The organism is Trinickia sp. Z7 (assembly GCF_056498045.1).
On record NZ_JAUEQW010000004.1, the window covers coordinates 57,099 to 83,265 of the forward strand.

Annotated in this window: 27 protein-coding genes and 1 pseudogene; 10 read left to right on the forward strand and 18 right to left on the reverse strand. The window is 63.3% G+C overall.

What is annotated here, in order from left to right; genetic code table 11:
• Positions 1–102: 102 nt before the first annotated feature.
• The 5 genes from QQS38_RS09090 to rfbF form a co-directional block, all read right to left on the reverse strand.
• On the reverse strand, positions 103–1,809 hold the full coding sequence (locus QQS38_RS09090; protein WP_479645052.1) for a thiamine pyrophosphate-binding protein: 1,707 nt from the start codon (positions 1,807–1,809) through the stop codon (positions 103–105).
• A gap of 199 nt (positions 1,810–2,008) precedes the next feature.
• The gene (locus tag QQS38_RS09095; protein WP_479645364.1) at positions 2,009–3,772 is read right to left on the reverse strand and encodes a GNAT family N-acetyltransferase; all 1,764 of its coding nucleotides are present in this window, start codon (positions 3,770–3,772) and stop codon (positions 2,009–2,011) included.
• Between the two features lie 58 nt (positions 3,773–3,830).
• On the reverse strand, positions 3,831–5,150 hold the full coding sequence (gene rfbH, locus QQS38_RS09100) for a lipopolysaccharide biosynthesis protein RfbH (RefSeq protein ID WP_479645053.1): 1,320 nt from the start codon (positions 5,148–5,150) through the stop codon (positions 3,831–3,833).
• A gap of 8 nt (positions 5,151–5,158) precedes the next feature.
• The gene (gene rfbG / locus QQS38_RS09105) at positions 5,159–6,229 is read right to left on the reverse strand and encodes a CDP-glucose 4,6-dehydratase (protein ID WP_479645365.1); all 1,071 of its coding nucleotides are present in this window, start codon (positions 6,227–6,229) and stop codon (positions 5,159–5,161) included.
• Entirely contained in the window at positions 6,220–6,990 is a 771-nt protein-coding gene (gene rfbF / locus QQS38_RS09110) for a glucose-1-phosphate cytidylyltransferase (protein ID WP_479645054.1), read from the reverse strand. The genes rfbG and rfbF overlap by 10 nt, the downstream gene beginning before the upstream one ends.
• Before the next feature lie 388 nt (positions 6,991–7,378).
• Here rfbF and QQS38_RS09115 point away from each other — a divergent pair, with 388 nt between their 5' ends.
• A complete protein-coding gene (locus QQS38_RS09115) occupies positions 7,379–8,233 on the forward strand; it encodes a symmetrical bis(5'-nucleosyl)-tetraphosphatase (protein WP_479645055.1) in 855 nt (284 codons plus the stop codon).
• Positions 8,234–8,346: 113 nt separating this feature from the next.
• On the opposite strand, the gene QQS38_RS09120 is transcribed toward QQS38_RS09115, so the two are convergent.
• The 8 genes from QQS38_RS09120 to QQS38_RS09155 all read right to left on the reverse strand — a co-directional run bounded on the left by QQS38_RS09120 (position 8,347) and on the right by QQS38_RS09155 (position 15,175).
• Positions 8,347–9,195 (reverse strand): lysophospholipid acyltransferase family protein, encoded by an 849-nt coding sequence (locus QQS38_RS09120; RefSeq protein WP_479645056.1) that lies wholly within the window; start codon positions 9,193–9,195, stop codon positions 8,347–8,349.
• Positions 9,196–9,242: 47 nt separating this feature from the next.
• Positions 9,243–10,520 (reverse strand): dihydroorotase, encoded by a 1,278-nt coding sequence (locus QQS38_RS09125; protein ID WP_479645057.1) that lies wholly within the window; start codon positions 10,518–10,520, stop codon positions 9,243–9,245.
• Positions 10,521–10,584: 64 nt separating this feature from the next.
• Positions 10,585–11,613 (reverse strand): aspartate carbamoyltransferase catalytic subunit, encoded by a 1,029-nt coding sequence (locus QQS38_RS09130; protein WP_479645058.1) that lies wholly within the window; start codon positions 11,611–11,613, stop codon positions 10,585–10,587.
• 135 nt (positions 11,614–11,748) lie between these two features.
• Complete coding sequence (gene pyrR / locus QQS38_RS09135; RefSeq protein WP_479645059.1) at positions 11,749–12,264, reverse strand: bifunctional pyr operon transcriptional regulator/uracil phosphoribosyltransferase PyrR; 516 nt, start codon at positions 12,262–12,264, stop codon at positions 11,749–11,751.
• Positions 12,251–12,685, reverse strand: a complete 435-nt coding sequence (gene ruvX / locus QQS38_RS09140) for a Holliday junction resolvase RuvX (protein ID WP_479645060.1) — start codon at positions 12,683–12,685, stop codon at positions 12,251–12,253. Before ruvX ends, pyrR begins: the two co-directional genes overlap by 14 nt.
• Positions 12,682–13,260 carry a YqgE/AlgH family protein gene (locus tag QQS38_RS09145; protein ID WP_479645061.1) on the reverse strand — a complete coding sequence of 193 codons (579 nt, stop codon included), beginning with the start codon at positions 13,258–13,260 and terminating at the stop codon, positions 12,682–12,684. Before QQS38_RS09145 ends, ruvX begins: the two co-directional genes overlap by 4 nt.
• Before the next feature lie 307 nt (positions 13,261–13,567).
• Positions 13,568–14,941, reverse strand: coding sequence for a hypothetical protein (locus QQS38_RS09150; protein ID WP_479645062.1), 1,374 nt, complete (start codon positions 14,939–14,941; stop codon positions 13,568–13,570).
• 63 nt (positions 14,942–15,004) lie between these two features.
• Entirely contained in the window at positions 15,005–15,175 is a 171-nt protein-coding gene (locus tag QQS38_RS09155; protein ID WP_025527884.1) for a rubredoxin, read from the reverse strand.
• A gap of 249 nt (positions 15,176–15,424) precedes the next feature.
• Here QQS38_RS09155 and QQS38_RS09160 point away from each other — a divergent pair, with 249 nt between their 5' ends.
• Positions 15,425–16,282, forward strand: a complete 858-nt coding sequence (locus QQS38_RS09160; RefSeq protein ID WP_479645063.1) for a hydroxymethylpyrimidine/phosphomethylpyrimidine kinase — start codon at positions 15,425–15,427, stop codon at positions 16,280–16,282.
• A 145-nt stretch (positions 16,283–16,427) separates the two neighbouring features.
• On the opposite strand, the gene groL is transcribed toward QQS38_RS09160, so the two are convergent.
• Complete coding sequence (groL, locus tag QQS38_RS09165) at positions 16,428–18,068, reverse strand: chaperonin GroEL (protein WP_479645064.1); 1,641 nt, start codon at positions 18,066–18,068, stop codon at positions 16,428–16,430.
• 46 nt (positions 18,069–18,114) lie between these two features.
• Positions 18,115–18,405 carry a co-chaperone GroES gene (gene groES, locus QQS38_RS09170; RefSeq protein ID WP_479645065.1) on the reverse strand — a complete coding sequence of 97 codons (291 nt, stop codon included), beginning with the start codon at positions 18,403–18,405 and terminating at the stop codon, positions 18,115–18,117.
• A 328-nt stretch (positions 18,406–18,733) separates the two neighbouring features.
• Between groES and QQS38_RS09175 the strand changes: the two genes are divergently transcribed.
• Together QQS38_RS09175 and QQS38_RS09180 are read left to right on the forward strand one after the other, a co-directional pair.
• A complete protein-coding gene (locus QQS38_RS09175; protein ID WP_277430172.1) occupies positions 18,734–19,000 on the forward strand; it encodes a YlcI/YnfO family protein in 267 nt (88 codons plus the stop codon).
• Complete coding sequence (locus tag QQS38_RS09180) at positions 18,997–19,326, forward strand: type II toxin-antitoxin system RelE/ParE family toxin (protein ID WP_479645066.1); 330 nt, start codon at positions 18,997–18,999, stop codon at positions 19,324–19,326. The genes QQS38_RS09175 and QQS38_RS09180 overlap by 4 nt, the downstream gene beginning before the upstream one ends.
• A gap of 46 nt (positions 19,327–19,372) precedes the next feature.
• Here QQS38_RS09180 and QQS38_RS09185 read toward each other — a convergent pair whose 3' ends face one another.
• Complete coding sequence (locus QQS38_RS09185) at positions 19,373–19,651, reverse strand: hypothetical protein (protein WP_479645386.1); 279 nt, start codon at positions 19,649–19,651, stop codon at positions 19,373–19,375.
• Positions 19,652–19,712: 61 nt separating this feature from the next.
• A complete protein-coding gene (locus QQS38_RS09190; protein ID WP_479645067.1) occupies positions 19,713–20,129 on the reverse strand; it encodes a MarR family winged helix-turn-helix transcriptional regulator in 417 nt (138 codons plus the stop codon).
• A 243-nt stretch (positions 20,130–20,372) separates the two neighbouring features.
• On the opposite strand from QQS38_RS09190, the gene QQS38_RS09195 reads away from it, so the two are divergent.
• Positions 20,373–21,377, forward strand: coding sequence for an LLM class flavin-dependent oxidoreductase (locus QQS38_RS09195; RefSeq protein WP_479645068.1), 1,005 nt, complete (start codon positions 20,373–20,375; stop codon positions 21,375–21,377).
• A 35-nt stretch (positions 21,378–21,412) separates the two neighbouring features.
• On the opposite strand, the gene QQS38_RS09200 is transcribed toward QQS38_RS09195, so the two are convergent.
• On the reverse strand, positions 21,413–22,303 hold the full coding sequence (locus QQS38_RS09200) for a hypothetical protein (protein ID WP_479645069.1): 891 nt from the start codon (positions 22,301–22,303) through the stop codon (positions 21,413–21,415).
• 166 nt (positions 22,304–22,469) lie between these two features.
• On the opposite strand from QQS38_RS09200, the gene QQS38_RS09205 reads away from it, so the two are divergent.
• The 5 genes and pseudogenes from QQS38_RS09205 (at position 22,470) to QQS38_RS09225 (ending at position 26,150) form a co-directional block, all read left to right on the forward strand.
• Entirely contained in the window at positions 22,470–22,727 is a 258-nt protein-coding gene (locus QQS38_RS09205; protein WP_479645070.1) for a hypothetical protein, read from the forward strand.
• 256 nt (positions 22,728–22,983) lie between these two features.
• The gene (locus QQS38_RS09210; protein WP_479645366.1) at positions 22,984–23,955 is read left to right on the forward strand and encodes a metallophosphoesterase family protein; all 972 of its coding nucleotides are present in this window, start codon (positions 22,984–22,986) and stop codon (positions 23,953–23,955) included.
• A complete protein-coding gene (locus QQS38_RS09215) occupies positions 23,952–24,341 on the forward strand; it encodes a cupredoxin domain-containing protein (protein ID WP_479645071.1) in 390 nt (129 codons plus the stop codon). Before QQS38_RS09210 ends, QQS38_RS09215 begins: the two co-directional genes overlap by 4 nt.
• A 190-nt stretch (positions 24,342–24,531) precedes the next feature.
• Positions 24,532–25,119 (forward strand): annotated as a pseudogene (locus tag QQS38_RS09220) (RNA polymerase sigma factor); the annotation flags it as partial.
• Positions 25,120–25,151: 32 nt separating this feature from the next.
• Positions 25,152–26,150: an anti-sigma factor family protein gene (locus QQS38_RS09225; protein ID WP_479645072.1), complete on the forward strand. Its 999-nt coding sequence runs from the start codon at positions 25,152–25,154 to the stop codon at positions 26,148–26,150.
• The last annotated feature ends 17 nt before the right edge of the window (positions 26,151–26,167 follow it).

Genomic DNA, 26,167 nt, shown 5'->3' on the forward strand with positions numbered 1-26,167 from the left:
TTCGTACCGATCGAATGCGCCGCGGCGCCTTCGACGTCAACGTTCAAAAATGACACTAGGTGGCCGCGCCGAAACCGAAGCTGCCTATGACGTGCGCTTGGGTCAGTCCACGTTTGGATATTGCTCGTCCAGCTTCTTTCCAAAAGCGAGCCGCGGTCGGCATTCAGTCGCATAAGGCATGGAGATTTCGACCAAAATCGGCCCGCTCGACTGTGCCACCTCGATGACCGCTTGCTCGAGTTGCGAACTGCCCGACACATGGATGGCCTCGATTCCATATGCGCGAGCCAAGTCGGTGAACGACGGGCAACTGTAGCCTTGCCGTGTCGACTGGTTCCGTCCGTCGAAGTACATGTCCTGGAAGTTTTTCACCATCCCGAGCGACTGATTGTTCAGCACGATGATGGCCAAATCGGAGCCGCGCCGATGCAGCGTATCGAGTTCCTGGACATTGACCTGAATACTGCCGTCGCCGGAAATCACGATCGTCTTGTGCTTCGAAACACTGGCGATGCCTAGTGCTGCCGGCAAGGCGAAACCCATGGCCCCCATGCCGCCGCTGTAATGCACAGCTTGGTTCTTGCCAAGCCGCAAGCCTTGCGCGGCCCACATTTGATGGTTGCCGACGTCACAGACGTAATCCACCGGCTTGCCAGACATGTGGACGTTCAGCAACGCGAACAGATGGCTCGGGCTGATGTCCCAATCCGGGTACTCGTTTCGCGCGACGCGTGCTCGCATACTGGCGAGCGCGTCGACCCACCCGGCGCTTTTGGTCGCAAACGTCCCGTGTCCAATCCGAAAGCACCGAAAGAATGTCTCTGCCTCACTCACGATGGCCAAATCCGACGTGATACGGTTATTCAGTTGCGCAGGGTCCAGGTCAATTTGCACGATTTTGGCCCGGCGTCCAAAATCAGCCGTGTCCGCGCCGGTCTGACGCACGTCGAGACGCGCGCCTACGACGATGAGCAAATCGCAGTTCTGCAGCGCCCAATTCGCTTCGCGATTACCGTAACTGCCGATCATGTTGAAATAGTGGCGCCCGGACACCACGCGCTCGTGTCCCATCAACGTCGACACGTAGGGCACACCGAATGCCTCTAGGGATTCAATCCAGGCGGGCATCGAAGGCGCCCATCGCGCGCCGCCGCCCAGGCATACGAGCGGACGCTCGGAGGCTGCGCAAAGCGCCGACAGTTCGCCGAGCAAAGAGCTTGCCGGCGCCGGCGTGTCGACCGGCTCCAGCGGCTTCGCCAGCCAAGCTTGGACTACGTCGTCTGGAATGTCTTTGCGCTGAACATCGTTCGGAATGTCGATCAGCACTGGGCCTGGTCGCCCACCGCGCGCACTCGATAGCGCCTTATGCAATTCAGGCAACAGCGACGACGGGTCGGTGACCTGAGCGGCGTACTTGGTGATCGACTTCACCATCGGGACGATATCCAGTTCTTGGAAGCCTTGTTGGCGTATCGCCCTGTCGCCCTTCAGCTCGGTCGTATTCACCTGTCCGGTAATGAACAGGCACGGGATCGAGTCGAACCAGCAACTGCCAATGCCTGTGATGAGGTTCGTCGCACCTGGACCGCTCGTGCCCATCGCGACCGCGATCTTCGTCCCCATCGCATGCCGAGCGATCCCTTCGGCCGCAAAGGCAGCCGCCTGCTCATGGTGCATGGACATTATCGTAAAGCGGCCGTCGTGTGCCATGCTGTCGAGCAGATGCGTGATCATCCCCCCGACCAACTCGAAGCAATGATGGATGTCGTGGGCAGCTAGAAACTTGGTTACGGCGTCCGAAGCTTTCATAATCTGGCGCGCAAGTGACAGCGACTGTGAAGCGGAATGATCAGGTATGCGCCGATCCTGATCGTGCTCGTCGGGCGAAGTTGGGAGCACGAGCGGCGCATGCAGCGAAGGATGGCTGACCGGGAAAAGCCATCAGATAGCGTAGAGGCAAAATGGGCGGACGAGAAACAGTCCGCCCTGTGCTATGCGTTAGCGGCAATTACTGCAAGATCTTTTTGAGTACGTTGCACACGTAATCGACTTCCTCGCGCTTTAGACAAACGCCGCTAGGCAAGTTGATCGCGCGCTGGCCAACGCGAAGCGCCACCGGTTGCGGCGTTTGCTTGACCGGCCAAATCGGGTATTGGCTGATCGCAGGAAACACCGGACGGGTATCGACGTTGGCGTCTTTCATGAGCTTTCGAACCTGCTCTCGATCGATATTGACTTCCTCATGGAGAAAGACGCTAGACATCCAGAAGATGCTCCGCGCACCCGGCACCTCTCGGTTGAGCGAGATGCCTCTCACGCCCTCGAGCCCTTCGCGGTACCAGCGCGCGATGCGCCGCTTCATTTCGATCTGCTCGTCGACGCGTTCCAATTGCGCCAGGCCCAAAGCGGCCTGCACGTTGGACATCTTGAACTTGACGCCGTTACCGTCGATCCAGAACACCTTGGAAGGATCACGGCCCTGGTCCCAAATCTTCAGAGCCTTTTCATATAGTGCGTCGTTGTTGGTGACGAGCATACCGCCTTCGCCCGTGACCAGCAGCTTGGCGCCTTGGAAGCTGAACGCCGCAAAATCGCCGAACGACCCGCAACGCTGACCTTCCCACTCAGCACCGACTGCCGGAGCGGCGTCCTCCACGAGCTTGAGGTTGTATTTGCGCGCGATCTCCATGATGCGCGTCATGCGCGCCGGATGCCCGTACAAATGGACTGCAACGATCGCCTTGGTTTTTGGCGTGATGAGCGGCTCGATCGTCGCAGCATCTAGATTCCACGTGTCGAATTCGATATCGGCAAACACCGGCGTTGCGCCGACGTAGCGGACAGCGTTGGCCGTTGCCACCCACGTCATGTCCGGCACGATGACTTCGTCGCCGGGGCCGATGTCGAGCGCCATCAGCGCGATTTGGAGCGCGCCGGTGCAACTCGTCGTGGCGAGAGCATACTTGGCGCCGACGTAGGACGCGAAGCTCTGCTCGAACTTCGTCAGGTAGCGGCTCCAGTTGCTATTCCAGCCTGTCGCGGCCGCATCGAAAGCATAGGCAGCTTCCTTAGCAGAGATGGACGGGCCGGCCGTCGAAATCAAGGTCGTACCGATCTGCGAATCCGCCGTATGCAAGCTCATCCGCAAAAAGCTGGCATCGGGTTGCTCGGCGTTGCCGCACGCCACGTATGAAACGAATCCTTCTTCCCGCACTTTCTTGAGGGGGATGGTTTGATCGACCGCAAAGCCGAGCTTTCGATAGAAATCGATCGCCTTCGCGTTATCGGCGAAAACTCGCAGAAAGAATCCCTCGACGTTGATCGTCTTGCGCGCCCACTCGGTAAGACTTAGGAGCGCATTGGCCATGATGCCTTTCTCGACGCCGTCCACCCCTCTTACGATATTGTCGAGTTCCATCCGTGCTTCGTCGTTGAAGCAAGAGTTGAATCCCATGTGCCCAATGACAGCGCCTTGCCTATCGACGACGAGGAACAGCATGCGGTCCTCAACCGCCAGCAGTCTGTCGTTCAGCCACGCGCGCGTGCTTTCGAGCGTGGCGACGAATTGACTGGGATAGACATGGACAAAACGATTGCGCCAGTCCGTCAAGCGTTGCAGCAAGGGATCGTCTTGGAGATGGACCTGCGCGACCGGGACCAGGAAGCCCTGCTCACCCTTGAGCGGAATCGCGCGCAGGTACAGTTCCTGTACGTTGGTCGCTGCCTTGAGAAACAAGAAATTCTCTCTAACCGATTTCTTATATACGTCCAAGCTTGCCATTATCTTAACCTCATCGTGTCTCGTATTGCGCTTCTCGACTGCAGCCGAATCACCAAACGCCAACGAACAAACGGATACGTTCGATGACGTAGTCGAGCATCTCATCGCTAAGTCCCGGATAAACGCCGATCCAGAACGTGTCGTTCATGATGATGTCCGTGTTGACCAATTCGCCCGACACGCGAAAATTCCTGCCTAGCATGTACGGCTGGCGCGTCAGGTTCCCCGCGAACAGCAAGCGCGTCCCGATCTTGTGCTGGTCCAAGTACTGCACGAGATCTACTCGGTTGACGCCAGCATCGGGCTTGATCGTGATGGGGAAGCCGAACCACGACGGATCGCTGTTCTCAGTGGCTTCGGGAAGCAGCAGGAATTGTTCGCATTCAGCCAACCCGGTCTTTAGCCGTGCGAAGTTGCGTTTTCGCGCCGCGATGAAATCGTCTACCCGGTCCATCTGGGCGAGCGCACAAGCGGCCTGCATGTCGCTGATCTTCAGGTTGTAGCCGAGATGCGAATACGTGTACTTGTGGTCGTACCCAGCGGGCAGATCGCCCAGCTTCCAGCAGAACCGCTTGCCGCACGTATTGTCTTTGCCGGGCGCGCAGTAGCAGTCACGCCCCCAGTCGCGAAACGATTCGATGATCGAACGCAACTCGTCGTTGTTCGTAAACACGGCACCACCCTCACCCATCGTAATGTGGTGCGCCGGATAAAAGCTCAACGTCCCAATGTCGCCGAAGGTGCCCACGAGCTTGCCGGCATAGGTCGAACCGAGCGCGTCGCAGCAGTCCTCGATCAACCATAAGCCGTGCTTTTTCGCCAATGCCGTAATCGTTTCAAGATCGTATGGGTTGCCCAGCGTATGGGCCAGCATGATCGCCTTCGTTCGAGGCGTGATGGCGGCCTCGATTTTTGCCGGGTCGATGTTATAGGTCGGCAGATGCACGTCAACAAACACTGGCACGGCACCAAATTGCAGAATCGGATTGACCGTGGTCGGAAAACCGGCGGCAACGGAAACCACCTCATCACCGGGCTGAATCGCTCGATCGCCGAGCCTGCTGGAAGTCAGCGCCGAGAAGGCGAGCAAATTCGCAGACGAGCCTGAATTCGTGGTGAGTGCATGCTTCACACCCAAAAACTCGCGCAAGCGCTTCTCGAACGCGTCGTTGAAGCGCCCCGTTGTAAGCCACCCGTCGAGCGAAGCCTCCACCATATGCTGCAGTTCTCGCGCGCCGAGGACCTTTCCCGACGGCGGAATTGCGCTCGTGCCCGCATCGAACGGAGCCGGCGCGAAAGCCAACTGGGCATATTGAGCGACGAGTTCGGCTATCTGCTCGCGTAATTGTTCCTTGCGGGTCGTACTCATATCCTTTCTCAAAACATGAACTGATCGATTTGCCCGAGGGTCACGGCATGCATATCCTCTCGGGCGAGGCAGGCTCGCTCCCAAGCGATGATTGCATCGATCGATCGAGCGAGGTCCCATCGCGGTTGCCAGCCCAGTTGCGATCTGGCTTTGGAGCAGTCCAGCTTGAGGTGACGCGCCTCATGGGGATGTTCGGCAGGGTCGAGTTCCCAACTGGCGCCGCCGCCCCATTGCTGGACAAAACGCTCCGCTATCCACGCGACCGACTTGGCATCTTCCTCCGGCGGACCAAAATTCCAGCCGCCCGCGTATTCAACGCCGTCTTCGTACAGTCTCTCCGCCAGCCTCAGATAACCGCTAAGGGGCTCCAGGACGTGCTGCCAGGGGCGGGTTGCATGCGGATTGCGCACGACGATGGGGCAACCCTCGCCGAGCCCACGCATGATGTCCGGGATCAGTCGATCCTGAGCCCAGTCGCCGCCACCGATCACATTGCCCGCGCGAGCGCTGGCAAGGGCGACGCCATGTTCGTCATAGCGCGCCGGATTGAAGTACGAGTTGCGCCAAGCCGCGGTCACGAGTTCGGCGCAGCCCTTGCTACTGCTGTACGGGTCATACCCCCCCATGGGCTCGTTCTCGCGATAGCCCCAGACCCACTCGCGGTTTTCATAACACTTGTCGCTCGTAACATTGACGACCGCGCGCACGGACGGCGTACGGCGCACTGCCTCGAGCAGGTTTACCGTACCCATCACATTCGTCGAATAAGTCTCGATCGGATCGACGTAGGAGCGGCGCACCAGCGATTGCGCCGCCATGTGGATGACGATCGACGGACCGGCGTCATGCATCGCTCGAGCGAGCGCGCTCAGATCGCGGACATCTCCTTCGACGGATCGCATCTGCGAGGCGACGCGCGCGACGTCAAACAGGCTCGGGTTCGTTGGGGGCGGGAGCGCATAACCCGTGACCTCCGCCCCAAGCTGTTGGAGCCACAAGCTCAACCAACTGCCTTTAAACCCGGTATGCCCCGTAAGGAAGACTTTCTTGCCGCGCCAAAAAGAGCCGTTCACGTCCATACCTTCCATGGCGCCCTACCGGAACTCCACAAATTCTCGAGGTGGTTCTTATCGCGCAACGTGTCCATTGGGTGCCAGAAGCCGCGGTGCAGCCATGCCGAAAGCTGGTCGGCGCGAGCAAGCTTGTCGACCGCGTCGCGTTCCCACACGGTGCTATCCCCGTCGATGTAATCAATCGCCTTGGGCGAGAGCACGAAAAACCCGCCGTTGATCCACGCACCGTCGCCCTGAGGCTTCTCCTCGAAGCTGATCACCCGGTCGCCGTCGATGTTGAGTGCACCAAAGCGACCCGGAGGTTGGACGCCCGTGAGCGTGGCCAACTTCTTATGCTTGCGATGAAATTCGATCGTGGCCGTGATGTCCACGTCGCTCACGCCGTCTCCGTACGTGAAGCAAAAGTCGTCGTCGCCGAGGTAATCCTTCACGCGCTTGAGGCGCCCTCCGGTCATAGAATTCTCGCCCGTGTCCACGAGCGTGACTTTCCAGGGCTCCGCGTGATTTTGATGAACATCCATCCGATTGTTCCGCATGTCGAACGTCACGTTCGACATGTGCAGGAAGTAATTGGCGAAGTATTCCTTTATGACGTAGCCCATGTACCCGCAGCAAACGACAAACTCATTGATGCCGTGCGCAGAGTAGATTTTCATGATGTGCCACAAGATCGGCTTGCCGCCGATCTCGATCATGGGCTTCGGTTTGAATATCGTCTCTTCAGAGATGCGAGTACCCAACCCGCCAGCAAGAATTACCGCTTTCATCAACTCAATTCCAAGTGAATTTTTTCGAAACCCACTGCATTAACATAATGCTGTCTCGCGTTGCCGCGACACACGCTGCGGGATAGGCTTGCGCTTGGCGAGCCGTTCCATCGCGTTTCGTCAGTCCGCCCCAGCGCCGCGGCGGCAACCCCGCATTGTCCGTCAAAACAGCCGGGCCTCAAAGCCGTATTGAATCCACCGGGCGCGAGCATGCACCGTGAGCAGCTCCGCTGAGTCAGTGCAGGCGCAGGCTTTGGATCCCCGCAGCCAACGGCGTCCGCCCCACCACAGAGAATAAAATTCCACCAAACCCACGCTTCTAGGTGAATGTTTGCGCTCTTGATCTCCTGTGTGCAACAGGTGAGGCATTTCACGTCATAATGGCAAGATGAATTCCTCATTGCACGCGCCCCCCTTCGCCTTCGGCGACCTCCAAGGCTGCCACGCCCCCTTCCGCCGCCTGCTCGCGACCCTCCCGCTCGAGCCGCATACGCCTCTGTGGTTCGCGGGCGACCTCATCAACCGCGGCCCCGATTCTCTCACCACGCTGCGTGAAGTCGCCGGCTTCGGCACCCGCGCACAAGTGGTCCTCGGCAATCACGATTTGCATCTCTTAGCCGTCGCCGCCGGCATCCGCAAGATGAAGGGCAGCGACACCATCGCCGACATCCTCGCTGCCCCCGACGCGCAGGACCTCCTCGATTGGCTCCGTCACCGCCCATTCGCCCATTTCGAAAACGGCATGCTGATGGTGCATGCAGGCGTCCTACCGCAATGGGACCTGACACTGACGCTCGAGCTTGCCGACGAATTGCAGCGCGCATTACGCGCGCCCGCCTGGAAGCAAACGCTCCAAGACCTCTACGGCAACGAGCCTCGCCGATGGTCCCCCGACCTCAAGCGCAAAGACCGCCTGCGCGTGACGTTCAATGCCATGACCCGCATCCGCTTCTGTATGCCCGACGGCACGATGGAGTTCGCGGCGAATGGCGGCCCCGGTTCCGCGCCGCCCGGCTACATGCCATGGTTCGACGCGCCCGACCGCCGCACCTGCGATGTCACGGTCGTCTTCGGCCACTGGGCCGCGCTCGGCCTGATGCTGCGCGAGAACCTCGTTGCGCTGGATTCAGGCTGCGTGTGGGGCAATCGTCTGTCCGCCGTCAAACTCGCAGCCGATCCGAGCGAGCGAACCGTCACCCAAGTGGAATGCGGGGAATGTAAAGGAAACGGACTAGGTGAATGAGCCGAAGGACCGGTCAGCCATGCGCCGTAGCCACAACAGGGGCCTAGCCGGAATTACCGAACCGGACGCGCATCGCGGCACCGAGCGTTCGGCATAGGGGCGCCGTGCGGCACTCAATGCCGCGGCGTGAACGCACCCTCGATCGCAGGGGCGTCGCCAGGCTCACCCATTTCGCCGCCGCTTTCCACGGCCACCACGGATAGCGCTTCGTCCAGCGCGGGCGCCACGCTCCCCCGCAACTGCGCCAAGCCCGCCGCCACCGCCTCACGCGCCTTCGCCGACAAAGCACGCCGATCGGCCATCGCCGGAATCGCCGCCCCTACATACAAATGCGCCGTGAACGGCCCGCCGCGCAGCACCGCATTGACTGACTGCCCGAGCGATATGTCACCGATATACGCCGGCGCCGTCGCCTGCCTGCCGTGCGCGTCCTCATACATCAAGCAAATAGGCTGCACCGGACATTGCGCCGACACGGCCGCCTGAAACAAATTCGCGTGAAACGGCAGCAGATCGAGCCCATCGGATGTCGTGCCTTCCGGAAACACGCACACCACCCCGCCGCGCTCCAAGCGCGCGGCCATTTCATGCATGGCGCGCTGCGCATCCCTGCGTTTCTCTCGATGAATGAAAATCGTATCGAGCCGATGCGCCAACCAGCCCACGACGGGCCACTGTCGCACTTCGGCCTTCGAGACGAACGGCGTGGGCCGCCATGCGTTGATCACGTAGATGTCGAGCCATGAAACGTGATTGCCGACAACGAGCGCCCCGTGATCGAGCCGGTTCTCGTCGCCATGCACGACCAGACGCATGCCCGCGAGCCGCAGCATTTTGAGCGACCACGCGCGATTGACTTCGCGCTTGCGCGTGTCGGGCCACCGCGAGTAGCGCGTCGCGATGATCCACATGCCATGCAGCAAATGCAGCACGAGGCGCAGTTTGGCGAGGGTCGTCTTCATCGCAATCGATCCGAGGTTCGTTCGGGTTACGCGTTACGTGTTAGGGGTTACGCCTGCTCGTACGCCACGCGCCCCGCGACGATCGTCGCACGCACGCGCGCCGGCAGCTCGTAGCCGAGGAACGGCGTGTTGTGCCCCTGGCTCTTGAGCACACGCGGCTCCACACGCCAATAAGCATGACGATCGAACACGCAGATGTCCGCCGCCGCCCCCGTCTCGATCCGGCCCACCGGCAGCTTCAGCACCTTCGCCGGCTCCACGGTGATGCGGCCGAGCGCCTGCGCGAGCGGCAGGCGCGCCTCGTCGGCCCACTTGATCGTCAGCGACAGCAGCAACTCGAGGCCCGTTGCGCCAGGGGTGGCCTCGGCGAAGGGCAAGAGCTTTTCGTCGTCGTCGACGGGCGTATGCGCCGAACAGATGGCGTCGATCGTCCCATCGGCCAACCCCGCGCGGATCGCCTCCCGGTCGCGCTGCGTGCGCAGCGGCGGATCGAGCCGGAACTGCGAATCGAAATAGCCGATGTCGATGTCGGTCAGATGGATGTGATTCGCGCTGACGTCGCACGAGACGGGCAGCCCCTCGGCCTTGGCCTCGCGCACGAGCGCCACGCCGGCGGCCGACGACAAGTGCGACAGATGCACGCGTGCGCCCGTCGAACGCATCAACTCGAAGATCGTATGCAAGGCGATCGTCTCGGCCGCCACCGGCACGCCGGACAAACCCATGCGCGAAGCCACCGCGCCGCTCGCCGCCACGCCGCCCTTCGCGAGATACGCGTCTTGCGGCCGCAGCCATACCGTGTAGCCGTACGTGCTCGCATACTGCAGCGCGCGCAGCAGCACCTGCGTATCGACGACGGGCACGTCGGCCTGTGTGAAGCCGATGCAGCCCGCCTGCGTCAATTCGACCATCTCGGTGATCACGGCGCCCTTCAAGCCCACCGTCAGCGCGCCGAGCGGGTGCACGTGCGCGCGATTGAGCTTGCTCGCGCGGAACTTGAGCATTTCGACGAGCCCCGGTTCGTCGAGGATGGGATCGGTATCGGGCGGGCACGCCAACGTAGTGACGCCACCGGCGACCGCCGCGGCCATCTCGGAATCGAGCGTCGCCTTGTGCTCATAGCCGGGCTCGCGCAGCCGCGCGGACAAATCGACAAAGCCCGGCGCGACGTAGAGCCCCGCCGCATCGATCGTTTTCTCGGCCTCGAAGCCCGCCGGGGCCGTGCCGATGGCGGCGATCTTGCCGTCGGCGACGAACACGTCCGCCCGCTTTTCCGCACCCGCGGCCGGATCGATGACCGTGCCGCCTTGGATATGAATCTTCATGCGCTGCCTTTCGTTTTCTTTCCGTCGCTCTGCTGTGCGGTTCGCACGTGAGTGCGCCGCCCGCTCACTCGTTGTTGCCGGCGACGATGCTCATCACGGCCATGCGCACCGCGATGCCGAACGTCACCTGATTGAGAATGACCGATTGCGGGCCGTCCGCCACCTGCGAATCGATCTCGACGCCGCGGTTCATCGGGCCCGGATGCATGACGATTGCGTCGGGCTTGGCGCGCGCGAGCCGCTCGGGCGTCAAGCCCCAGCTCTTGAAATACTCCTGCGCCGAGGGCAGTAACGCGCCGCTCATCCGTTCGTTCTGCAGCCGCAGCATGATGACGACGTCGACATCCTTCAACCCTTCGTCCAGGTCGTGATAGACGCGCACCCCAAGCTCCTCCAAACCGCCCGGCAACAGCGTGCGCGGACCGATGGCGCGCACTTCGGGCACGCCGAGCGTAGTGAGTGCGTGGATATCGGAGCGCGCCACGCGCGAGTGAAGAATGTCGCCGACGATCGCCACCCGCAGATTCGTGAAATCGCGTTTGTAATGGCGAATCGTGTACATGTCGAGCAGCCCCTGCGTGGGATGCGCATGGCGCCCGTCCCCGGCGTTGATCACGTGCACGTGCGGCGCGCAGTGCTCGGCGATCAGATACGGCGCGCCGCTCGAGGCGTGACGCACGACGAACATGTCGGCATGCATGGCCGAAAGATTGTTGATCGTGTCGAGCAGCGATTCGCCTTTGCTCGTCGACGACGCGTTGATGTTCAGATTGATGACGTCGGCCGATAAACGCTTGGCCGCGATTTCGAACGTCGTGCGTGTGCGCGTGGAGTTTTCGAAGAAGAGGTTGAAGACCGATTTGCCGCGCAGCAGCGGCACCTTCTTCACCTCGCGATCGGTCACGCTGACGAACTGCTCCGCCGTATCGAGAATATGTGTGACGATGGCGCGCGGCAGCCCTTCGACCGTGAGCAAGTGCTTGAGCTCGCCGTTCTTCGTGAGCTGCGGGTTGCCCCTCAGAAAGCCATAGCGAAAGCGCTCGGGCTGGGCGGGCTCGCCGCCGGCGGCGGGGCTCGGGGTGACGGTGTTCATGGTCGGTCTAGTTCAAACATAAGAATGACGATGCGCCGCGCGGCACGCATGCCGCTCGCGACGCATGACGCACTGGCGTTGCGCCGGGAAGCCATGGCGACAGCAGTAGTGATGGCGATAAGCGCAGTACACGGTTCAAGCGACGCGCGGCTCGATGCGGAACGTGAAGCGCCTATCGGCCCCTTGCTCGAGCACGAGCGTCGTATCGGCATCGAGCTGCGCGTGAGCGCCGACGAACCGCGCTTCGATTGGCATCTCGCGCCCGCTGCGCTCGGCCAGCACCGCGAGCTCGATGGCCGCGGGACGCCCGTAGTCGTAGAGCTCGTTGATGGCTGCGCGCACGGTGCGGCCGGTATGCAAGACATCGTCGACGAGCACGATGCGCCGGTTGTTCACGTCGAACGGCAGCGTGGTGGGGCTCGCTTGGCTATGCAAACCCTTTTTGGCGTAATCGTCGCGGTGCAGCGAGACGTTGACGACCCCGAAAAACTTCGCGCCCACGTCGCCCGCCAAGCGTTCGGCCAACCAGGCGCCGCCGCTGTAGATACCGGCGAGCACGGGGCCGTCGGCCGCGGCGAACGACGCGCCGTAGGCGTCGAGGATCTGCGCGAGCAGCGTCTGGTAGGACGCTTCGGCGTCAATGCAACTCATCGGAAAGTCCGTCCAAGTACTGTTGGAGAATGATGCAAGCCGCCTCGGCATCGCGCATCTGCGCCGCCACGCCTTTCTCGCGCATGTCGAGATCGGCGGCGACCGAGCTGTAGCGTTCGTCCACCCAATCGACCGGCAGATTGAAACGCCCGTTCAACTGATTGCCGAACCGCTTCGCTAGTTGCGTCATTTCGTGAGGCGTGCCATCGGGATGGCACGGCAAACCGACAACCAGCGCGTCGGGCTTCCATTCGCCGATGAGCTTGCCCACCGCCTCGAAGCGAAATTCTCGGCTATGGTTCGGCACGACCACGAGTGCGCGCGCTTGCCGCGTCAGCACATTGCCGATCGCCACCCCGATGCGCTTTTCGCCGTAGTCGAACGCAAGCAGCGTCGCCTCACGCCCGACCGGTTTCATCATGCGTGACCCGCGTCGCCCGACAACATCGACGGCGTGACGCCCAGCAGCGCGAGCGCCGCTTCGAAGCGCCCTTCGGCGGGCACGTCGAAGACGATGTTCGGATCGGCCTCCACCGTCAGCCAACCGTTGCGCGAAATTTCCTCTTCGAGCTGACCCGCTCCCCACCCCGCGTGGCCGAGCGTGAGCAAGAAGCGCTGCGGGCCCTTGCCGCTGGCCACGGCTTCGAGCACGTCTTTCGAAGTGGTCATTTCGAGCCCGCCCGTCACCGCCATGGACGAGGTATAGGCGCTGCCCTCCACGGGCTCGTGCAGCACGAAGCCGCGCTCCGTTTGCACGGGGCCGCCGAAGTAGACGGGGACATGAAGCAAAGGCTCGATTTCGAGTTTCAAATCGATGCGGCTGAAAAGCGATTCCAGATCGATGTCGGTCGGCCGGTTGATGACCAGGCCGAGCGCACCCCGTTCGCTGTGATCGCAAAGGTAGACCACAGTCCCTGAAAAAGTGGGATCGGCCATATTGGGCATGGCGATCAGGAACTGGTTGGTCAGATTGATGCGATCGTTACTCTTAGGCATGGTTCGGATTTTAGCAAAGACGGTGCAGGTTGGCCGCCACGAATGCGTTGCGGCGCGCAGCGCGACGGGCCGCGAGCCAAGACCGGCGCATCGTTCGCGCCCGCCCCGGCAGGCAGTAAGTACGTTTATCGCACTCTATCACGCATGCATGCGCCGACTCCGCGCTTTGGCCGCTCGGACAAGGAGCCCGCTCGGCCCGGCGCGAACGGCTCGGTCGCATAGAAAGAAAGATAGGCGGGGATTTGGTTCGACGGCTAGTGTTTCGCGCAACCGGGCGCGGGGCAACGCACCAGAGCTTGGGCAGCGTTTAAGGAACCGTAGGGATTTGCCCACCGCCGCTTGCCGGCGCCGCACGTTCGATCGCCTGCGTCAGCAGCGCCAGCGGCACCGCGGAATCGGGCGGCGCAACCCCGGCCGCGACACGCAGCAGCATGGCTCGCAGCGCTTCGGCCGCCTGCTCCACCGGACGCCGCGCGGGCGCCGACTGCGGCGATCCTACGCGCGCCGCATACGCCTGCCGACGCCACGCGAGGCCCAACGCCTCGGCAAGCAACGCGACATGGCCCAGGCCCAGCGCTTGCGCCGAGGCGCCAAGCCGATAAGCCGCCAGCGCGACGTGTTCGGCAGCGGCGATATCCAGAGCGGCGCCGGCGAACGCGGCGTCCATGCCGACCGCCAGCGCCGCCATCGAGGCATCGGCCGTCTGCAGGAAATCTTCATACGCAAAGACCGGAACCGATAGAACCCCCAAGTCGCGCGCGATCGCACCGGCAGCCACCGCTTCCGCTTGCGTGGCCCCCTGCTCCCACGCCGTCTCCGACGACTGTGTCGCCGCGACGTGCCAATCGACCGTCAAACCGTAATCGTTCAACAGCGCGACGGCATCGGCATCCTCCGCCGCGGCTCCATACAGCGCGTAATCGCGCCATAGCAGCGCGAGCGTGGCGCGCACGAACGAGCGCGAGGCCAATTGCAAACCGTGCTCTTGTTCCGCCAACAGCAAATTGCAGCGCGCATAGAACCGCTTGGCGTCAGGCTCGCCCGCACGCGCGCGCCCGCTGACGCGCAACGTGCGTGCGCAAGCGCCGGCCAAGCGCCAGACGTCGTAGGTATCGTCCCCGGCGAGCGTAGCGAGGCACGCGTCCAATTCGTCGAGCGCGGCGGGCGCACCGTCGGACCCTTTGAGCACGGGCAGCAGCGCCTGCTCGTAGCGGGCGCGCAATGGCCCGAGCACCGCCGGCGCACTGACCCCCATGGTGGCCGGCGCAATCGGGCGCGCTGCGAGGGCAAGGTCCTCGAAAACGGCGGTATAGCCTTGGGTATGGTTGGCGACGTGCGCATGCAACTCGCGATAGTGCGCGAACAACGTGGGCGAGCAGGACAATTCGCGCAGATTGCGACGCCCGAGCGCCGCATGGAAATCGGCAAGCGCCGCATTGAACCGCGGCAGAAAATCGCCGCTGGCAAACGGAGAAGCGAGCACGAGCGCGTCGGTGTAACGTTGCGCCGCAAGCCAACCGGCTTGGCGCAGCACTCGCGCCGCGCGCAATAGCGGCCCGACGACGGCGATTTGCGCTTCGCTCGCGCGGCGCGCCTCGGCCAGCGCGGCTTCGGCGTCGGGCACCGCGGCGCCGCGCGGGTTGGGCAATGCTTCCAGAGTCGGCAAATCTGCGGAGGTCATAGCGTTGTGGACAGGGAAAGCGGCCAGGCCGCATTCGGCCCCAACCGCCCGGCGCCGATCAGATCAGATCTGAACCATTTCGAAGTCTTCCTTGCGCGCGCCGCATTCGGGACAGGTCCAATTGATCGGAACGTCTTCCCAGCGCGTACCCGGGGCGATGCCTTCTTCAGGCAAACCAGCCTCTTCGTCGTAGATCCAGCCGCAAATCAGGCACATCCAGCTTCTATATTCCATTCTTGTATCGCGTCGAAAGATCCGTGGATCAAAGAGCCATGATGGTACCGTTTTTGGGGCGCGCCTGGCTAGGAATACGCGTGGGCGCGCTCGGGTGGCGGCGCGGCGCTCGGCCTGCGCTCACGCGCTGAGCCCGCGCGACATCCTTGTCAGTGCCATCGGAGCGAATAAAGCCGCATAATGTGAGGCGTCCGCGCAGGCGCGCCGGCCGGCCCGCCGCCCGCGAATTCCATCAGATCGCTCCATTCCATGCACAGTGCCGCTCCCCCCATCGTTTTGACTTTCGGCTTGTCCGACCCCACGGGTGGCTTCGGCCTGCAAGCCGACCTGCTCACGCTCGCGAGCATGGGTTGCCACGGGGTATCGGTTCTCACCGGCTATACAGTGCGCGATTCGGCCACCTGCGATGAAGTCACGGGCCTGGACCCCGACGTCGTCGCCACGCAAGCGCGCATGCTGCTCGAAGATATGCCCGTCGCCGCCTTCAAGGTGGGCGCCGCAACGCGCGCCGAAGTGGTCAGCGCCATCGCCGAAGTCGTGTCCGACTACGACGGCATTCCGCTGATCCTCGCGCCCGACTTCACCGTCGACGACGAACACGTGCTCGCCGCCGACGAGCTGCGCGAATCGATCGCCGATCTACTCGCTCCGCAAACGACGGTCCTGATCGCCGATCAAGCGACGTTGATCACGCTCGCCCAGCCCGATGGCGAAGCCGAAGCGCCCAGCTTGGATGCGGCGATCGCCCACCTGCTCTCGCAAGGCGCGGAGTACGTGCTGTCGACGCAAACGGGCGCGCATCGCCTGGTCTATACGCTGTTCAGCGAAGAGGGACAGGTGCGGCAGGACATGTGGGACCAGCCGCAATATCGTGTCATGGGTATCACCGACACGCTCGGCGCGGCCGTCGCGGCGCTGCTCGCGAACGGGCAAGAGCCTGCGGAGGCAGTGCGCGAAGCCCAGGAATATCTCTATCAAGCGACACGTCAGGCGTTCCGCCCCGGCATGGGCGCCTATATGCCCGATCGCTTCTTCTGGGCGCGCGACGACGAAGGCACGCCGACGATCGGCGAGCAAACGCCTCGTCATAAATCGACGCGCGCATAGCGCGCATCGACGCAATCGCGCGTTTCGCACGGACGTAAAAAAACCCGCAACGCTGATGAACGATGTGGGTTTTTCGTCAACGGGACGCGCCTTGCGGCGCGCCCCCATGTCGTTTCGGCAAATGGCCTGAATCGGCCCGCCGAAATTACATGTCCATGCCCATGCCGCCCATGCCGCCGGGCATACCGCCAGGCATCGGAGCATCCTTCTTCGGCAGTTCGGCAACCGCTGCGTCCGTCGTCAGCAGCAGGCCTGCCACCGAAGCGGCGTTTTGCAGCGCCGTACGCGTGACCTTCGTCGGGTCGACAACGCCGGCTTCCACGAGATCGCCGTACTCTTCCGTTGCCGCGTTGAAGCCGTAGTTGCCCTTGCCGTCCGCAACCGCGGCGACGACGACACCCGCTTCCATGCCGCCGTTGATCACGATCTGACGCAGCGGCTCTTCCATCGCGCGCAGCACGATCTTGATGCCGGCGTCTTGATCGGCGTTCGAGCCCTTCAGGTCGGCGATGGCCGTGCGAGCACGGATCAGCGCCACACCGCCGCCAGGAACGATGCCTTCTTCAACGGCCGCGCGCGTGGCGTGCAGCGCGTCTTCGACACGTGCCTTCTTTTCCTTCATTTCGACTTCCGTCGCGGCGCCAACCTTGATGACGGCCACGCCGCCGGCCAGCTTCGCGACACGCTCTTGCAGCTTTTCGCGGTCGTAGTCGGACGTCGCTTCTTCGATTTGCGTGCGAATTTGCTTCACGCGCGCTTCGATGTTCTTGCCTTCGCCTGCGCCGTCGATGATCGTCGTGTTTTCCTTGCCCACTTCGATTCGCTTGGCCGAACCCAGCTCTTGCAGCGTCGCCTTCTCGAGCGTGAGGCCCGTTTCCTCGGCGATCACTTGGCCGCCCGTGAGGATCGCGATGTCTTCGAGCATCGCCTTGCGACGATCGCCGAAGCCAGGCGCCTTGACCGCAACGGTCTTCAGGATGCCGCGGATGTTGTTGACGACGAGCGTTGCGAGCGCTTCGCCTTCGACGTCTTCAGCGATGATGAGCAGCGGACGGCCAGCCTTGGCCACTTGCTCGAGCACCGGCAGCAGATCGCGGATGTTCGAAACCTTCTTGTCGTGCAGCAGCACGAACGGGTTTTCGAGCACGGCGACTTGCTTGTCGGGGTTGTTGATGAAGTACGGGGATAGGTAGCCGCGGTCGAATTGCATGCCTTCGACGACTTCGAGCTCGTCGGCCAGCGACTTGCCGTCTTCGACCGTGATCACGCCTTCCTTGCCGACCTTGTCCATGGCTTCAGCGATGCGATCGCCGATGGACGAATCGCTGTTCGCCGAGATCGAGCCCACTTGCGCGATTTCCTTGCTCGTCGTGCAGGGCTTGCTGATCTTGCGCAGCTCTTCCACGGCGGCGTGCACGGCCTTGTCGATGCCGCGCTTCAGGTCCATCGGGTTCATGCCCGATGCGACGTACTTCATGCCTTCGCGCACGATCGACTGAGCCAGCACCGTGGCCGTCGTCGTACCGTCGCCGGCGTTGTCGCTCGTCTTGGACGCAACTTCCTTGACCATCTGCGCGCCCATGTTCTGGAGCTTGTCTTCGAGTTCGATCTCTTTCGCGACCGAAACGCCATCCTTCGTGACCGTCGGGCCGCCGAAGCTGCGCTCGAGGACGACGTTGCGGCCCTTCGGACCCAACGTGACCTTCACTGCGTTTGCAAGGATATTCACGCCTTCGACCATCTTGGCGCGAGCGCTGTCGCCGAATACGACGTCTTTAGCTGCCATCTTTTAACTCCTTGAAATCTTTGTGGAATATCGGCCTGAACAGAAATTACTTCTGAACCACGGCCATGATGTCTTCTTCGCGCATCACCAACAGTTCGTTGCCGTCGACTTTGACGGTTTGGCCGGCGTACTTGCCGAACAGGACGCGATCGCCGACTTTGACGTCGAGCGCCATTTGATCGCCCTTGTCGTTGCGCTTGCCCGGCCCGATCGCGAGCACTTCGCCTTGATCCGGCTTCTCGGCCGCGGCGTCAGGGATCACGATGCCCGAGGCGGTCTTGGTTTCCTGATCCAAACGCTTGACGATGACGCGATCGTGCAAAGGACGAAGGTTCATACATACTCCTCTCTGGTTTGAGACTGAAGAACGCTGAAGTTAAGTGAAGGCCGCGTGGCGCGGCCCGGATGAAACTTGTTAGCACTCATGTGCAGCGAGTGCTAATTATATGGACCGACCTTGGCAATTTCAAGAAGGAGGAGGAAGAGAAAGTGGCGGGAGGCACGGGCGCGCGACGCCAAGGGCAAATGGTATGACGAAAGGCCGAGCTTCACGGCCGCAAGAGGTCGCTCGCCCGCAGGCGTGCCGCGCGACTTCGCACTTTCCCGTTGACGTCGTGTGATGCTATCCTTGCATCGCGTTTGCAATGCAAGGAGCAATTGCGTACATGAAAACCGCTACGATGCCGCCGCTGCGCGTCGATCCTGAATTGCGACAGGCCGCGGAAGGCGTGTTACGCAAGGATGAATCGCTGTCGGCGTTCATGGAAGCCGCGCTGCGCGAAAGCATCGCACGCCGCCGGACGCAGCGCGAGTTCGTGGCGCGTGGGCTCGACGCGCGCGATCAGGCGCGTCGCGACAATGAGTATTTCGACGCGGACACGGTGCATGCCGAACTCGAGGGCATGCTACATGCCGCGCAAATGAAACGATGAGCTTTCGCGTTCGCTACACTCGCGGGGCTCGGGACGATCTCAAAAGACTCTACGCTTTCTGGCTCGAACGTGACGTCGAAGTGGCGCAGCGAGCGCTCGAGTCGATCCGCAAGGCCGCGGATATGCTGCGCACTTTTCCATTTACGTGCCGTAAAGTGGACAATGCCGACCCCTTCTTACGGGAGTTGGTCATCTCCTCCGGCGAATCAGGGTACGTAGCGCTGTTCGAAATCGAAGGCGCCGGCGACGCCGCGCAAGCTGGCGCGGAGAATCGCTACGTTACGATCCTCGCCGTTCGCCATCAGCGCGAAGACGATTACTACTAGCAAGGCCGACACGGCACGCCCGCCTGTTAGCGATCGCCCACGTCATTCACTCGGGCCGCATCACGTCGAGCCCGCCCAGCGCCACCACACCGCTCAAGACGATCAGCGCCACGCTGTGGCGGCCGAAATAAAGCACTGCCGCGGCCAGCCAACTTGCGGCGAAAAAAGCGCCGATCCGCAATGCCGTCATCCGTCCGCCGCCGGGCGCGGCTGGCCCGCCCTCGCGCCGCGCACGCCTAGCCGCCGGCTGCATCGTCCAGCCCGCTCGCGCCACCGAAGCGCCGTTACCGTTCCTTGCCCTTCCCTCCAAATGGGTATCAGACATTCTCCGCTCCTTTCATCATATCATTAGCTATGCAACTATTTGTTTCAAAAAAAATCCTTCGTCATTCCAAGGCCGAGCGCACCACTCGGATCTTTTGGACTGTCTCAGCAAACGTCGAGCCGCCCATTCGATCCTTCAGCCGCGACGTGACTTCGCCGCTCGCTTCGTTCAGCGCCCGCTTGATCGCTTGCGCCTGCGCCGTCGGGAAAATCGCCACTTCGCGGCCGTCGCCTTCCACGCGCCGCCGCTCGATGTAACCGCGTTCCTCCAAGCCGTCCAATGCTCGCGTAGCCGTGGGGCGCGCGATCGACAACACCTCCGACAACTCGCGCTGCAACATGCCCGGACGATCGAGGATGGCCCGCAACATGAACCCCTGCGGCGGCGTCACGCCGAACGGCTCGAACGCCTCGGCCCACTCGCGCTCGAGACGCCGCGCGAGGGCCGACGTATTGAAGTAAAGGCATTGATCGAACATGAGCCACATTGTATCGGCACATCGTTAGCTATGCAACTACCCCACCCGAAAGCGCGGCGGCATCAGCGAAAGAACACGAAGGAACGAGCAGTACACCCGTCGCGCGCAGGGCCTTTGCCGCGCCGCCAGCGGCGATCTCGGCCGTTTGGCACAATGCCCTCTTCGCTCTATCGACCGCCCGTCGAGGTTCGGTGCGCCGGTCCTCCACGTTTCTCGATCGCCTCTTCGCTGCAACTCGAAACGATGATTCCTTTTTCGGTACTCGATTTGTGCCCCGTGCCGCTCGGTCACACGCCGGCCGACGCCTTCGCCCACTCGCTCGATCTCGCGCAGCATGTCGAACGCTGGGGGTACAAGCGCTTCTGGCTGGCGGAGCACCACAACATGCCCGGCATCGCGAGCGCCGCGACCGCAGTCGTGATCGGCCATATCGCGGGCGGCACCAAGACGATTCGCGTCGGCTCGGGCGGCGTCATGTTGCCGAACCACGCTCCGCTCGTCATTGCCGAGCAGTTCGGCACGCTCGCCTCGCTCTATCCCGATCGCATCGATCTGGGCCTCGGCCGCGCGCCCGGCACCGATCAAACCACCATGCGCGCACTGCGGCGCGACCACTCGAGCGACAGCGGGGATCGGTTCCCGGAAGACGTTGCCGAACTGCAGCGCTACTTCGCCGAGCCGGTAGCGGGCCAGCGCGTGCGCGCCGTGCCCGGTGCAGGGCTTGACGTGCCGATCTGGCTGCTCGGGTCGTCGTTGTTTTCCGCGCAACTGGCCGCGAGCCTGGGCCTGCCGTTCGCGTTTGCGTCGCATTTCGCGCCCGATCTCCTGCTCAGGGCGCTCACCGTCTATCGCTCGCAGTTTCGGCCATCCGCCGCCCTGGCCAAGCCGTATGCGATGGTGGGCGTCAATCTGTTCGCTGCCGATACGGACGCCGAAGGCCAGAAGCTGTTCACCTCGCTGCAACAGCAATTCATCCTGCGGCGGCGCGGCACGCCCGGACAATTGCGGCCGCCCGTGGATCGTCTCGATGCCGCCGACTTCGAGTTGGCGGACGTGCAACATTCGCTCGCCTGTTCGGCGGTGGGCGGCCCCGACACCGTGCGCGCCGCGCTCGAATCGATCATCGCGCAAACGCAAGCCGACGAGCTCATCCTCACGGCTCAGATCTACGATCACGAGGCGCGGCTGCGGTCGTTCGAAATCGGTGCGCAACTGCGCGAAGCAATGCAGGGCTCGCCCCAGCCGTGAAGGATCGCGCCACCGCATTCGTCGGCGTGTGACCTTCAGGTTTCGGAGGCGCTGCGTTGCAGCGGCGCTCGTTGCGCCCAGCGCCAGAACCCCACGGTCGACAGACCCAGCGCGGCAGCCGCCAAGGAAAGCTGCCCCATGCTTGCGAGCGCGGTGAGCGTCGAGCCCGGCGCAAAGAGCGGATACAGCAATGACGCCAGCAACTGCTTCTTGAGCGCAAGAATCAAGATGACGAACGACACGGTGCGAAGCAGCGCACGCTCGGGCAGATACCGCCAAACGAGCGCGATGCAAGCGAAGCTGGCCAGCGCCGGCTCGACCGAGGTCAGATAAGCCGGAATCATGACGTCCATGCCGTAGGGCAGCTTGCACCACCCCACGCTGGGCAGCAGATGGGACAACCGCCCGTAGGCCGCGTGCTCCATGAGCGACAAACCCGGCGATACGGCGGCAACCAACAGCAAGGCCAGCCCCGCACCGGCCGCGAGCCGCACCCCTTCGCGCCGAAATTGGCCCACTCCGGCCGTCAAGGCCGCCGCAACGGCGAAATAGACGATCGGGCGCACGCTCGATAGCGCGCCGAAGATCCACCGGAGCGGGGTCGTCGTCGAACAGTAGCCCGTCATGAACGCGTTTCTCACAGTCGCGTTCAGGCAGGCGAGCAGGACGAACAAGACGAAGATGCGCAGAGCCGCTGATCGTCCCGCGTATTGCGCGCGCAGGCAGCGATCGAGCCACATCGCCGCATACACCATCACCATCGCATTGAGCAGTTCGGGCAACGGCGAATGAAAGTCCGGATTCGACACCTTCAGCCATTGCACCATCACCACGTGGATGCTCAGCGCGAGGCCGCCCGTGAGACACACGCCTATCATCAGGCGCGACCATCGCACCCCTGCAAATATCGTTGTTGCATCGTTCATATCCGTGCACTTCCCGTTCGGCAAAATTTCGATGTGCGAATATCGGACGCAAGCCGTAGGCGGCGCTACGCGAATCGTCTACTTCTGCCGGGGGCGGCCCAGGCCTCGGCATTGCTGCGAATCGAAGCAAGCGCAATGTGCGGGATGACCGCCGAGGAGTCAGTCGATGAATGCATTCGATCGAACATTGCCGCGCGCCATCATGGCTGCGGCGCTAGCTTGCGCATGCGCAGGCGGCGCGACCGGCGCGCGGGCGCAGCAACCGCAAACCCCGGTGGGCGCCTCGATGGTGCAGCCGCCACAGTCGCCCGCAAGCGGTGTAAGCGCTCACAACCCCGACAACATGCCGATCAAACGGCCGCAAAGGCCCCCGCGCGATCCCATCGCACGCCGCCCCCCGGCCAGCGCCACGCACGCGAAGTAGCGCAAAGCACCGCAAAGTAGTGCGACGTAGTGCGAAGCAGTTGGGCGAAGTAGCTGTGCGGCGTAGCAGTGCGACGAAGCCGTGCGTCGCTGTGCAACGAGGTCGTGCGGCGCAGTAGTGCGGGCGGCGATCGACGCCCCAAGGGAATATCCACGAAAGCTCTCCGGTAATGCATCTCGAGGACCGCGCCAAGACGTACGGCGGCGGCCTGCGCCTGCGAAGCACGGCGCAACCGATCATTCCCAAGGAGAGCGAGATGGACCACGATGACGAGCGCAGCGAGCACGGCGCGACAGACCGCCGCCGTTTTCTCAAATGCATGGCATGGGCCGGCGCCGGCACACTTTGGACCATGCATGCCGGTGTGTTGCAAGCACGCACGCTAGGCGCGCCGGGGCAAGACGACGCGCGAACGGCCGGCGACGCGCTAAAGGACGCAACCTTCAGCTTCGTGCAGATCAGCGATTCGCATATCGGCTTTACCAAAGCGCCCAACCCCGACGTGACGGGCACGTTCAAAGCGGCGCTCGCGCGCATCGACGCGCAACCGGTGCAGCCCGACTTCATCGTCCACACGGGAGACCTCACCCACCTGTCTCGCCCCGACGAGTTCGACACGGTCCAACAACTGATGCGCGGCTCGCGCACCCAGCGCGCGTTCTTCGTGCCCGGCGAACACGATGTGATCGGCGACAACGGCCGCGAATTCTTTCATCGCTTCGGCGAAGGCCAAACCGAAGGCGGCTGGTATAGCTTCGATCACCGCGGCGTTCACTTCGTCGCGCTCGTGAACGTGTTGAACCTCAAAGGCGGCGGGCTCGGCTGGCTCGGTCCCGATCAACTCGCTTGGCTCAAGCAAGACTTGGCGGCGCGCTCGTCCGAAACGCCGATCGTCGTGTTCGCGCACATGCCGCTGTGGTCCCTCTACCCAGCGTGGGGCTGGGGCACCGACGACGCAGGCGAAGCGATGACGATGCTGCGCCGCTTCGGCTCCGTCACCGTGCTCAACGGCCACATCCACCAAATTCAACAAAAAGTCGAAGGACAGATCACGTTCCATACGGCGCGCTCGACGGCCTACCCGCAACCCGCGCCAGGCGTCGGACCCGGCCCCGGTCCGCTCAAGGAAGTCGCGCCCGGCCAGCTCGCGAGCTATCTCGGTGTGCGCGAAGTGCGCCACGTGCAAGCGAGCAGCACGCTCGCCCTGACGGACGAGGCCCTTTCATGAAAACCTTCGCTCCCACGCGCCGCACCCTGCTCGCCGCGCTCGCGGTCACGCCGCTGCTATTTATCGGCGCGACGCGGCGCGGTTTCGCCGCGACGAACGACACGGGCGACACGGCCGCTTCCCCGAAAGGCGCACCCTCCTACCGGATCGACATTCACAATTTCGCGTTCGCACCGAACGAACTCACGGTGCCCGCCGGCGCGCGCATCGTCTGGACCAACCGCGACGACGAACCGCATACGATCGTCAGCGCCGCCGGGGCGTTCAAGCCCTCGCAGGCGCTCGACACGGACGATTCGTTCGCGACCATACTGGACAAGCCCGGAACGTACGCCTATTTTTGCGGCATCCATCCGATGATGGTCGGCAAGATCGTCGTCCGCTAACCACGAGGCCATCGTGCTCGATCAAGCCGGGATGGAGGCTCGCCGCTCGAGGGTGCGGCTCGCGGCGGTGCGCACGGTCGCCGCGCACGAGCCGCACGAGCCGCACGAGCCGCACGAGCCGCACGAGACTAGTGGGAATAAACTGGGCGCATCTTCGGTATCGCAGCGGTCAACCCAGGAGGCGCCCCCGGTGGCCGAAACCGACAAGCATGCGAGCGACGCGCCCAGCCCACGTTCCGAGTCCGAGCGCAGCCGCCGCTTTCAGCAAGTGGCGCTGCCGCATCTGGACGCCGCCTACAACCTCGCCCGTTGGCTGAGCGGCAACGCGGGCGACGCCGAGGACATCGTTCAGGAAGCGTTCATGCGCGCATTTCGCTTCTTCGATTCCTTCCGTGGCGAAAACGCGCGGCCCTGGCTGCTCGCGATCGTGCGCCGCACTTGGTACACCGAATGGCAGCGGCGCGCGAATTCGCGGGAAGTCGCACCGCTGGACGACGATCTCGATCAAACCAGCGTCTTCGAGCCCACCTGCGAGGCCTTCGCCGATCCGCAAGCGTTGCTGCTGCGTGGGGAGCATGCGCGACTCGTGCACGAAGCGCTCGCGAGCCTGCCCGTCGAATTTCGCGAAGTCTTGATCCTGCGCGAGTTGGAGGATATGGCCTATCGCGATATCGCCGCCGTCACCGATCTGCCGATGGGCACGGTCATGTCGCGCCTCGCGCGCGGCCGGCGCAAACTCGCGGCGTTGCTCGCGCCGCTCGTCGACGAAGGCCGCGCAAGCGCACCGGCGTTTCGGCAAGGAGAGCCCTGATGGACTGCAATGAAGCCCGCCCGCTGCTCGACGCCGCGACGGACCGCGAGCTCTCGGCCGCCGAATCGCGGCGCCTCGAACAGCATTTGGCGACCTGCGCATCGTGCCGGCGCGAGGCCCAAGCGCTGCAAGCCGTCAGCCAAGCCACGCGCGCGGCACAGTACTTCCCTGCGCCGGACGCGTTGCGCGCTCGCCTCGTCGCGGCGCTGCCGGCCGTCGATGCGGCAAGCGCGCATGAAGGACATGAGGCGCATCAAGTGCATGAAGCGGCGGCCGCGGACTCGCCCCCCGCGTCACCCTCGCCGCAACCGCGTAGGGTCGAGACGCCAGCGGCAGACACCGTGCCGAAGCAGCCCCGCGAGAAGGCGTTCGGCAAGTTCGGCAAGTTCCGCGCGTTTTGGCTGGGATGGGGTGGGACGCACGGCGCGCCCGCAGGAGCGGGCGCCCCGGCGGCGCCGCTTGGCAGGCCCGTCGCGATCGTCGGGGCCGCCTTGGCCGCGTTGGCCGTGACGGCGAGCCTCGCCTTGCTCGTGCCGCGCCCCAATACCGCGGGCTCGTCGCTCGTCGATGACCTCGTCGCCAGTCACGTCCGCGCGCAATTGTCCGGGCGCGACATCGACGTGGTCTCGTCCGATCAACATACGGTCAAGCCATGGTTCAACGGCCGGCTCGACTACGCGCCGCCCGTCGAAGACCTCGCCGCGAGCGGCTTCGCGTTGACCGGCGGCCGGCTCGACTACATCGATCATCGCCGTGTAGCCGTGCTCGTCTATCGGTACCGAAAGCATGTCATCGACGTCTACGTCATGCCGGAGCAAGGCAGCGGCGCGGCGGCGGCCCCGAGCCCGTCGACGCGCGACGGCTACGCGTTGGCGAGCTGGCGCGCGGACGGCATGACCTGGTGGGCGGTCAGCGATGCGGAACCGGCCGTGCTCGCGCAGTTGCATGCCGCGCTGACAGAACGCTTGGACGGGACATCCGCCGGGCGCGCGCAATAAGCGCAAGCCGCGCGCAG